We start from the raw sequence: 8,354 nt of genomic DNA, 5'->3' as shown, positions 1-8,354 counted from the left end.
ACCCGTTGAGTACGAGGCAAACTACTACCTGTCGACCACGAAACCGCTGGTCACAGCCACAACCTGAGATCTCTATCGAACCCGGGGCGGTTCACCTTCGGCTGTCCCGGTCGTCGTCGACGCCGACCAGGGCGGTGCCGACAGTGCGGGTGCGGCCTCTACCGTCACGGCTGGCAGCAGCGCGGAGAAGACCAGGCATCCTCTGCCACAAATAGTCATCGAATTCAGCGCATGTCGCATCCAGAGCTACCCGCACGAACTATGCGGCGTTAACCTCTCCCGGGCTGAGGATCGCTCGAAAGGCTGAATCGTTTCAGGCCTTCCTCTTGCACGTCGGCCCCAGCGGAACGGGGAGCGCGGCATGCTGCCCGCGACGGGGCGATCCGCATGCTCGACCAGCAGCGTCTGCGGGCACTCTTGATGGGCGCGGTCAGCTGCCGAGGGTGCGCCAGGACTTCGATCGGGGGATCCGCTGCTGGTCCAGGAAGGTCTGGAAGGCGGTTGGCGGTCTCGGCGTGGAGGTTTCCTCGGTTGCCGGTCGGCTGCTGAGTCGTTCGATGTTCACGGCGATGGCCGTGAGGACGTGTTGCAGGTGGGCTTTGGGCTGTCCTCGGTAGCGGCAGTGGCGCATGCCGTGACCGTGGGCGAACTCGTTGATGGTGCCTTCCACTCCGGAGCGGATCGCGTAGCGGGCCTTCCAGTGGGGCGTCTGCTGCTCGGCGCGGACGCGGACTTGCAGGTCGCGGAGTTCTCGTGGGGGAAAGCCCACGTTCCGGGCGCGGGCCTTGGTGCACTGGGGGCGGTCCGGACACGGCTGACACTGGCTCTCGGTGAACCGCGCCACGATCAAGGGTGCCGCGGTGGGTGAGGAGGTCGGGTAGGGGCCGTGCCAGCCCCGGCTGACCTGGCCGCGGGGGCAGGTGACTTGTCGGCGGTCGAAGTCGATGTGGAAGTCGTCCCGGTCGAAGCCCTCGTTCCGGCGGTGCTGGCTGGTGGGGTTGCCCGGGAGTGGCCCGCTGACGGTGACCTGGTGTTCGCGGGCGGCTCGCTCCAGGTGGGCCAGGGAGGTGTAGCCGCTGTCGACCAGGTGCTCGGCGGGCAGCAGTCCGCGACGCGCCAGGCGGCGGTGGATGCCGGGCAGGTCCTGGGCGTCGTTGGTGGCGGCCGAGGTGGTAGCCACGTCCGTGATCACGTTGACGCTGCCAGCGGCGCACGTCTCGGTGAGATGGGCGGCGAACCCCTTCCAGCGGATGATGTGGCCGTGACGGACGTAGCGTGCCGTGGTGTCGTAGGGAGAGACGATCGCCGATGAGGAGGGCGGCAGCCCGCCGTCATCAGCGGTGCGCCAGCGCAGGCGGCCTGCCGTGTCGCGGTAGTAGTTCTGCACGACGATCTGCCGCAGGGCCTCGATCTGCGGGCCGGGCCGGTATCCCGGCCCGTGCTGGTGGAGGTGCTCCAGAAGTCGATGGGCGTCGTCTCCTGCGGCGAGGATCCTGGTCTTGGGTCGGGTGGGGTTCTTGCCCCGACGCACCGGACGGCCGCAGCGACGCCCCCAGTCCTCGTCGACCAGGTCGACCAGCAGATGCCCAGCCGTGCGGGCCACTTCCTCCAGCGCGGCACGGACCGACTCGGTGATCAGTTCCAGCCGGGTCAGGTCGCGCACTGCGGCCAGTACGTGGGTGGAGTCGGTGCGCTGCGTGGTGCGCTCGCTTATGAGTCCGGCCTCCTTCAAGCGGGCCAGCGCCAGATCCAGGAGGCGGTCGGCGCGGTCGTCATGGGTGAGGCGCTCGCGGAAGTCGGTGAGCACGCTGTGGTGGAAGCCGGGATCGTCCAGCTCCATGGCCAGGGCGTATTTGAAGTCGATGCGGCAGCGGACCGCCTGCGCCGCCTGACGGTCCGACAGGCCGAGCAGGAACTGCAGCACGCACACGGTGGCCAACTGGGCCGGCGAGAGACCGGGACGGCCATCGCGCGGATACCAGCCGGCGAAGTCTTCGTCGTGCCACAGCCCGTCCAGCCGATCCCGCACCCACATCGCCGTCGTCCCCTTCGGATTGCTCGACCGTGCGACCTGCACAGTCAGAGCGGGAACCTGCTCACCGAAACGGGAACGAACGGACAATTCACGCCTCGCCACTGGGTCGACCTGCACCACAGCCGCGAGCCTGCCCACTGATCACGCTACTCAGCCGTGGACCCTCAAGATCACCGACAGAGTCAAGCTGATGGTTGGTTCGGTTTGGGGGTGCTGCTCAGCCGGCGTCGCCGGCGGCGATCCTGCGCTCGACGAGACGGGTGTCCTCCTGGAAGCCGTCGAGCCAGGAGCGGAAGATCTCCGACTCGCGCTGGTGCTCGGCGATCTCCTGGTCGAGGACCTCCACAGGGGCGAGCCAGTGGTGTTCCGAGTGCTCGTCGCTCAACGTCACGTCACCGACGGGATCCCAGCCGATGAAGGTGGTGACGTGGAAGGAGGAGCCGTCGTCCCAGAGGTGCACCCACTCGCGGAGGAACTCGACCCGCTCCACCTGCAGGCCGGTCTCCTCCAGGCCTTCGCGTCGGGCTGCGTCGAGGGGTTCCTCTTCCGCGTGCATGCGTCCGCCCGGGTAGTCGAGGACGCCCTTGAAGAGCGGATCCTCGTCCTCCAGCCGCCGCAGGGCCAGGACCTTCCGGTCCCGGACCATGATCAGGTAGACACCGCGCTGAATCTTCATGGGATCCGTTCCTCGTATTGCAGACGACGTACGCCTGTCCGTTCAGTGAGGCCGACTCAGATCTCCCACGCGCTCGAAGGCGTGGTGGAGCCGGCGCAGCCACCAAGCCGCGGTCTCGTCCGACGGCCTGGGGAATCCGGGGGGGCTGGTGGTGGGCCTCGGCCACCAGGAAGGCGACCTCGCCCATGACGGCGTGGAAGATGACGGCGAGGTCCATGGCCTGGCTGGACGGGCTGTCTCCGGTGAGTTGCGCCCACACGGTTTCCAGCCGTTCCCGCTCGGCGTCGCCGTCCCGGGCCGCGGTCGACAGGTACCAGACGAAGTCGAGTACGGCTGGGCCGTGGCAGGCCAGGCCCCAGTCGAGTGCGACGACTTCGTGCTCGCCCAGGCCGACGTTGGCCGGGCGGTAGTCACCATGCAAGAGCGTGCTCGGCACGGCTCGGTCGAGTGCCTGGAGGAGTCCGGTGGGATCGAGGGCGAGTTCCGGCACGGCGGCCGAAACGGAGGGGTCGGCGAGCTCCGCGAAGGTCTCCCAGCTGCGAGTGAGCGTCTTCGGGAGGGTGTCACTGCCCCTGAGCTCCAGGAGCGAACGCAGCGGGGAGAAGAGCCGCAGCCGATCCGTCACGGAGCAGAGCGCCTTGCTCGCGCGGACACCGGTGAACTTGGTGTGCAGGGCATGGACGGCGGCGAGCGCCGTCTCGCCGACCGTTTCCGGATCAGCCAACCGGAATCGGCTGGAGTGTTCGCCGACGTCCCGCATCACGACGAGCCAGCCGTCCGGCACCTGCTCTGTCGCGGGGCTGGAGAGCGGTGGTGGAAGTGTGGCCAGCACCCCTTCGTCGAAGAGGATCGCCTCGCGTCCGGGGTCGTGGGTCGCCCTTGCCATCCAGTCCTGAGCCGGCCGGACGTACTTGACCACGACGGGCTCGCCGTTGGCCAGCCACGCCTGGAACAGTGACGCACCGGACAGTCCGTCATGCTGGAACTCGCTTATCGGGCCGGCGAGTATAGACCGGACGGCACCGTCCGGGAGGGCAGTCGGCTCCCTGGGGCGGGCGGGATGGACGACATGGTGCTCGATCAGACCGTCGACTACGTGCAGGGTGTGGATCTGCCGTGCCGGTCGGTCGTCTGGAGACACCGAACGTTGCACGTCGACGACATATCCACCGGCCTCGGCGATGACGGAGAAGTGCGTCTCCCGGCCTGTTCCGAGAACAATGGCTGGCCAGTTCTCCGCAGCCTCCGAGATTCCCTCGAAGACCTTACTGCGACCGCTGGAGAATTTCTCCAGAACCGTCTTGTCCCGGTATCGGGACCGCAGTTCCGAGAACTTCCCTGAAGCTAGATCGGAGCGCAGCATGCCAATGACTTTGCCAGTCATGAAAAAATCCCCCCGTTGGATTCCACCGGGCCGCTGCCCGGCAACTCCTATCGGAGGATCAGGTGCGTTCAGATTGCCCGACTCGGTGCGCTCGGCGGGTCGCCCCGACCGGCAGCACGTGACTGCACGGTATCAACCATGCGAACAGCGATCAACGTATATCGGACTCGATCTGCTCTTGAGTGAAGATCACGACTCGTTGCCGGAATGGAAGTTAGCAGTTCAGGCGACACTCGAGGAGAGTAGGTTACGTCGATCGGACCCCCGGGCGAACGGAGCGGAATCGGACACTGGCTGACCTGACGTCCCAGTCTGATACGAACGCCGCATAGTGGAGAAATCCAACATGGCGCCCGGTAACCCCCTGGAGAGCGAGTGGAACCGGAAGTAGCGGATTGACATGCGTCGGCCGCCGTGGTGATAGTGGCCAGGACTTGATCACTCATATGCGACAGCCATTCGGGGGCGGGGAACCGTGAGTCTCGTCGTTGTCGGCGGGTCCGGAAACATCGCGCGCGTCGCCCAGTCACTGAGTTCTGAGATCGTATTCGTCCAGCAGCCCGGATCGTTGAGACCGGGGATTCTACGGGACGACGTCGACGAGCTCTTCAGTTTCGATTACCGGGACGAGTCGGCGGCCCGTTCGTTCGCCGAGCAGGTCCTGAAACCGCTGCGGCCGGCTGCGGTGGTGTCGGTCACCGAGCACGGCCTGGACCCGGCCGCGCTGATGTCCGGGATCCTGGGGATCCCGGCCGTACCGCTCGCCGTGGTGCGGGCGATGCTGTGGGCGCTGCTCGCCCCGATCTGGTCGTACAGCGAAACGAGGGAGGGGGCGACGGCGGAGTTCACAGGGTCTCCAGGACCGGATCAGGCGGCGGGCCGGCTACGACCAGCCGTGGAGCGAGAGTGAGATGCCCCGGCGGTACTGCGCGATGCCGTGGGCGTTGTAGGGGACGGTGTTGTCGGGCAGGTGGTCCGGGTCGGCCCAGGTGAGGCCTGCGCACTTGGCCGGCTCGGCGTTGTAGGGCTTGCCCTCCCAACGGGTGGTGGCGAAGAACCAGCCGACGCGGGCGTTGCCCTCGGGATTGCGGTGGTGGACGACGTGGACGGGGCGCAGGTCTACCGCGTCGATCTTGACGCCTACTTCTTCGAAGGCCTCGCGGACGGCGGCTTCCTTGACGCTCTCGCCCCGCTCGACCTTGCCGGAGGGGAGGTTGAGCAGGCCGTCTGCGTAGCCGGTGTTCGCTCGCTCGATGAGGAGGATTCGGCCGTCCTCGCGTTCGAGGATCACCATCGCGTCGAGGACGGTCACCTGGTCGGTCATCGGAGGCTCCTTTCGGGGCCCCGGGAGACGGATCAGGACAGGAGGAGGCCCAATTCGGTAACGCGCTCGGCGATCCACCGGACACGAGAGGGGGTGTCCAGCTCGGTCGGCAGCTCGATGAGCTTGACGCCCGAGTCGGCGCACACCTCGTAGAGGGTCTGGTCGAGCTTGTCCCGGAGGTCGAGGACCTTCCCTCGGTAACGGTCGCCGCCGGACCGCTGGTTGTAGTGGTCCCGGCAGTAGACCACGGCGTCGTAGGCGGTTGGCATCCAGGCCCGGCAGGCTACCTCCATCGCGTGGATGACCTGCGAGTTGACCGGGCCAGGACGGTTATGGCGGTGCGGTGGACGGCCATGAACACCGCGGCGGCGGCGAGCGGGACGGCGTTCTCGCCGTCGTCCGCCCACTGCACGGCGAAGCCGGTCAGCAGCTGCCTCTGCCGGGGGAACGGTCGCCGGCTGGCCCCGTACGGGGTGCCAGGCCATGCGAGGTTGCTGTACTCACGCACCCGCCTTCACCTCCCGGCTCGCCGTACGGATGGAGCGCCCGAGGTACTTCATGACGTGGTTGCGCTTGAAGCGGTACCGCTTCCAGATCTCGCTGACGGGCTCGTCCAGGAGGTTGCCGAGCGGTTCGAAGAGGTCCGGGGCGTCGTAGACGGGCCAGGCGTTGGTCAGGCCGTTCGGCTCGACCACGATCATGTGGCCCTCGTTCTCCGGCGTCCACGTCGTCATCCGCAGGGCTGGACGCCAGTCGTGGACGGAGCGGAGGTCGAGGAGCCGGTCGAAGGCACGGGCGGCTTCGTCCTCGGAGATGAACTCGTTCTCGTCCAGGTCGAGCGCGTTACCCTTCCTCAGGGGCAGGATGAACTTGACCTTGCCGACGTCGAGGACGTTGCCGATCTGGCACGTGAACTGCAAGGTGTCCAGGGTCGAGCGGAAGACCACAGTGGACAGGGACAGCGGGATGCCGGCCTCCTGGGGAGCCCGGACGCCGCGCATCACCTCGTCGTAGTCGCCGCGCACCCGGTTGGTCGTCGCCCTCGGCCCTTCCAGGCCAATGTTCGCGAACGCTACCTTCCCGGCCATCCGCTTGGCGTGCTGGAGGCCCTTGGTCGCGTTCGTCGGCACGGCCAGGACGTGGCCGGCGTCGGCGAACATGTCGACGATGTCGCCGAAGTCCCGGCGCAGCAGCGGCTCGCCGCCGGAGAGGAAGATCCTCGGGACGCCCGCGAGGTTGTCCCGCATCCGCTCCAGCTCCTGGAGGGTCGGGTCCGGCAGCATCTTCGTCTCGGAGCACATGTTGCAGTCGAAGTTGCAGCGCTTGGTGATCTGAGCGATGACCGACAGCGGGCCGAACAGCCGCTCCAGGAACAGGTCGACCTCAAGCGCCGGGGCCAGGGCGAAGTGGTGGCCGGAGGTGAAGGTCAGGCCGTTGCCCATGTCGCGGGTGAGCTGCGGGGGGACGGTCGGCATGCCGAGCAGAGTCATCGTGCTGTCCTCCTGATGGACGGTTAGCGGGAGTGGAGCGCACGCAGGGCCTCGGTGACCCGGGCGTGGTCTTGGGGGCTGTGGTGCTCGTAGAGGGCGGCAGAGTGCCGGAGGAGCGCGATTGCGTCCCCGGTGCGTCCGCACGCCGCGTCGATGTCGGCTAGCCAGGACAGGACGCAGGCCTCCCAGATCCGGGAGTCCTGTGCGCGGAAGGCGTCCAGAGCGTCGGCGAGGGTCGGCCGGGCTTCCACGAGCCGGCCGTCGCAGGCGAGGGCCCTGCCCCTCCACGCCAGGGCCTTCGCCGAGTTGAGGTAGTCGCCTGTCGCTGCGAGGTCCCGCTCGGCGATCGACAGCCGGTCGAGGAGGGCGGCACTGTCCTCGCCGAGGTCGGCGTCGGTGAGTGCCAGTTCCATGTGGGCGAGGGCCGCGCCCCGGCGGCGGTCGAGCGAGATCCACAGCCGCTGCGCCCGGGTGAGGTAGCCGTGGGCGCCGGCCAGGCGGTAGGTCGCGCCCAGGTCGTAGAAGTGCTGGGCCGTTCCCGGCCGATCGTCGGTCCCTCGGGCCATGGCCAGGGCCAGGTTGCAGTCTGCGATCGCGTCGTAGATGTGGCCGGTTTCTCGGAGAGCGACGGCCCGGGAGCCGTGCAACTCACGGTACAGGCGGCGCTCCACGTCGGTGCTCGGGTTGCTGAGGATGTCGATCGCCCGGGTGTGGTGGTGGAGCCATTCCGAATAGTGCCGGGTGCGCCGGTACCAGGGCCAGGCGGCGAAGACGAGGGTGGGCACGACCGCCGGGTGGTGCTTTTCGGCGGCGTCCAGCGCGGCGCCGAGGTGGGGGCCTCGGACGGCGAGGAAGTCGAGCGCTTGGTCGACGGTGGCGATCCCGAGGTGGTGGGGCGGCGGGTAGGCCAGCGGCAGGGCGAGCGGCTCGCGATATGGCTCGGTGAGGCGGGACGCCGTGATGGTTTCGGCGAGCAGCCAGTCCAGTCCCCGCCGGACGGTCTCGGTCTTATCCCCGGCGGCGAGGTCAGCGGCGTGAGCGCGCGCACCGGACGAGACGAAGCCCCACTGCCCCTGGGACGTTGGCGGACACCAGACGCGCCTTGCTGAGCTGTTCAAGGGCGAGCTGGACGGCCGTCGGGTCGAGGCTGGCAGCTGCTCCGGTCATCGCTGGGTCGATCCTCGTGTCGGCGCTCGGCATCGCGCCAGCGACCTCGTAGAGGCGGGCCGAGGGTGCGTCGAGGGTTCGGTAGGCGTCGGTGAGTGCGGCGGACACGATGCTCTCCGGGCGGATGCGGGACTTCGTCAGGGAGGTGGTTCCGGCGGCGAGGCACGCCCCAACCAGGGCGTTGAGGCTGGAAACCTGGCTTCGCAACCGCAAGGTCCGCGGCGCCGAAGCCCTGGCCACGGCCGCACTCGACGCAGCCGAACGCCAGCACACCGCCG

At 68.1% G+C, this 8,354-nt stretch carries 9 protein-coding genes and 2 pseudogenes; 3 read left to right on the top strand and 8 right to left on the bottom strand.

What is annotated here, in order from left to right; translation table 11 throughout:
* Positions 1-430 precede the first annotated feature (430 nt).
* The 3 genes and pseudogenes from ACIRYZ_RS45925 to ACIRYZ_RS45915 form a co-directional block, all read right to left on the bottom strand.
* A complete protein-coding gene (locus tag ACIRYZ_RS45925) occupies positions 431-2,035 on the bottom strand; it encodes an IS1182 family transposase (protein ID WP_402955539.1) in 1,605 nt (534 codons plus the stop codon).
* Positions 2,036-2,252: 217 nt separating this feature from the next.
* Positions 2,253-2,711 (bottom strand): NUDIX domain-containing protein, encoded by a 459-nt coding sequence (locus ACIRYZ_RS45920; RefSeq protein ID WP_402955536.1) that lies wholly within the window; start codon positions 2,709-2,711, stop codon positions 2,253-2,255.
* Positions 2,712-3,027: 316 nt separating this feature from the next.
* Positions 3,028-3,597 (bottom strand): annotated as a pseudogene (locus ACIRYZ_RS45915) (phosphotransferase); the annotation flags it as partial.
* Positions 3,598-3,687: 90 nt separating this feature from the next.
* Between ACIRYZ_RS45915 and ACIRYZ_RS45910 the strand changes: the two are divergent.
* Together ACIRYZ_RS45910 and ACIRYZ_RS45905 are read left to right on the top strand one after the other, a co-directional pair.
* On the top strand, positions 3,688-4,053 hold the full coding sequence (locus tag ACIRYZ_RS45910) for a hypothetical protein (protein WP_402955542.1): 366 nt from the start codon (positions 3,688-3,690) through the stop codon (positions 4,051-4,053).
* A gap of 610 nt (positions 4,054-4,663) precedes the next feature.
* Positions 4,664-5,005, top strand: coding sequence for a hypothetical protein (locus tag ACIRYZ_RS45905; RefSeq protein WP_402955533.1), 342 nt, complete (start codon positions 4,664-4,666; stop codon positions 5,003-5,005).
* On the opposite strand, the gene ACIRYZ_RS45900 is transcribed toward ACIRYZ_RS45905, so the two are convergent.
* From ACIRYZ_RS45900 to ACIRYZ_RS45880, 5 genes are read right to left on the bottom strand one after another with little or no spacing between them, the layout of a single operon-like run.
* Positions 4,979-5,419, bottom strand: a complete 441-nt coding sequence (locus ACIRYZ_RS45900) for an NUDIX domain-containing protein (RefSeq protein ID WP_402955530.1) — start codon at positions 5,417-5,419, stop codon at positions 4,979-4,981. The two genes, ACIRYZ_RS45905 and ACIRYZ_RS45900, sit on opposite strands and share 27 nt — an antisense overlap.
* Before the next feature lie 32 nt (positions 5,420-5,451).
* Positions 5,452-5,688, bottom strand: coding sequence for a hypothetical protein (locus ACIRYZ_RS45895; RefSeq protein ID WP_402955527.1), 237 nt, complete (start codon positions 5,686-5,688; stop codon positions 5,452-5,454).
* 14 nt (positions 5,689-5,702) lie between these two features.
* Positions 5,703-5,927: a hypothetical protein gene (locus ACIRYZ_RS45890; protein ID WP_402955524.1), complete on the bottom strand. Its 225-nt coding sequence runs from the start codon at positions 5,925-5,927 to the stop codon at positions 5,703-5,705.
* A complete protein-coding gene (locus ACIRYZ_RS45885) occupies positions 5,920-6,909 on the bottom strand; it encodes a radical SAM protein (RefSeq protein WP_402955521.1) in 990 nt (329 codons plus the stop codon). Before ACIRYZ_RS45885 ends, ACIRYZ_RS45890 begins: the two co-directional genes overlap by 8 nt.
* A gap of 23 nt (positions 6,910-6,932) precedes the next feature.
* Positions 6,933-8,027: a hypothetical protein gene (locus tag ACIRYZ_RS45880; RefSeq protein WP_402955518.1), complete on the bottom strand. Its 1,095-nt coding sequence runs from the start codon at positions 8,025-8,027 to the stop codon at positions 6,933-6,935.
* A 140-nt stretch (positions 8,028-8,167) separates the two neighbouring features.
* On the opposite strand from ACIRYZ_RS45880, the pseudogene ACIRYZ_RS45875 reads away from it, so the two are divergent.
* Positions 8,168-8,354, top strand: a pseudogene (locus ACIRYZ_RS45875) (IS110 family transposase); the annotation flags it as partial.

It is taken from the genome of Kitasatospora sp. NPDC101155 (assembly GCF_044768305.1).
Taxonomy (GTDB): Bacteria; Actinomycetota; Actinomycetes; order Streptomycetales; family Streptomycetaceae; genus Kitasatospora.
This window is presented reverse-complemented; position numbering and strand designations above follow the sequence as displayed.